The sequence below is a fragment of the Bacillus sp. LR--39 genome (assembly GCF_053613335.1).
In genome coordinates this window covers 1-579 of sequence record NZ_JBSIOT010001299.1, presented here as the reverse complement: position 1 = coordinate 579, position 579 = coordinate 1, and the positions used below count along the sequence as shown (strand labels likewise).

Here is a 579-nt window from a genome sequence, read left to right as displayed (position 1 = left end):
CCATCATTTTATTCTATTTTATCGTGGCTGCCGTGTTTATTTTATATTTCATAAACAGGCTCACCAATACATTATGCCTTGTCAGAGAGATTCCTGAAGAGCGGCAAGATAAGGTATTCCGATTTATTAATGTATCTATATTAATTTTACTGATCTCTTCGTTTGTGGAGATCTCCTTTACAGTGTAAATACGAAAGAAAGCATAGCTGCTGATGAAGCAGCTATGCTTTTTTATGTTGATTAGTACAGCCAAGAAGCGCCGATGATAATCAATAAAATAAATAACACAACCAATAAAGCGAATCCGCCTGCAAATACTTCACCCATCTTAAAAAGCACCTCCTGTAATAAGTTTTATTTACCAATTACATGTTATGCAATTCATGTTTGAAACGATTAGGCGCTAGTGAAAATAAAGGATCGCTTATATTACAAGCGATCCTCGGGCTGCTTAGTAGATGTAAGCTGCACCTACGATGATAAGCAAAATGAACAGTACTACGAGCAACGCAAATCCGTTAGAGTATCCTCCGCTCATGTTACATACCTCCTTTTCCTGATCAATATATAAGTATGTCA

3 protein-coding genes are annotated in these 579 nt (G+C 36.4%); 1 reads left to right on the top strand and 2 read right to left on the bottom strand.

Annotated elements, in window-relative coordinates:
- Positions 1–2 precede the first annotated feature (2 nt).
- Positions 3–188: a hypothetical protein gene (locus tag ACWHAR_RS30115; protein WP_026009863.1), complete on the top strand. Its 186-nt coding sequence runs from the start codon at positions 3–5 to the stop codon at positions 186–188.
- A gap of 52 nt (positions 189–240) precedes the next feature.
- On the opposite strand, the gene yhzE2 is transcribed toward ACWHAR_RS30115, so the two are convergent.
- On the bottom strand, positions 241–327 hold the full coding sequence (yhzE2, locus tag ACWHAR_RS30110; RefSeq protein ID WP_003155248.1) for a sporulation protein YhzE2: 87 nt from the start codon (positions 325–327) through the stop codon (positions 241–243).
- A gap of 124 nt (positions 328–451) precedes the next feature.
- The gene (yhzE1, locus tag ACWHAR_RS30105) at positions 452–538 is read right to left on the bottom strand and encodes a sporulation protein YhzE1 (RefSeq protein ID WP_003327753.1); all 87 of its coding nucleotides are present in this window, start codon (positions 536–538) and stop codon (positions 452–454) included.
- Between the last annotated feature and the right edge of the window lie 41 nt (positions 539–579).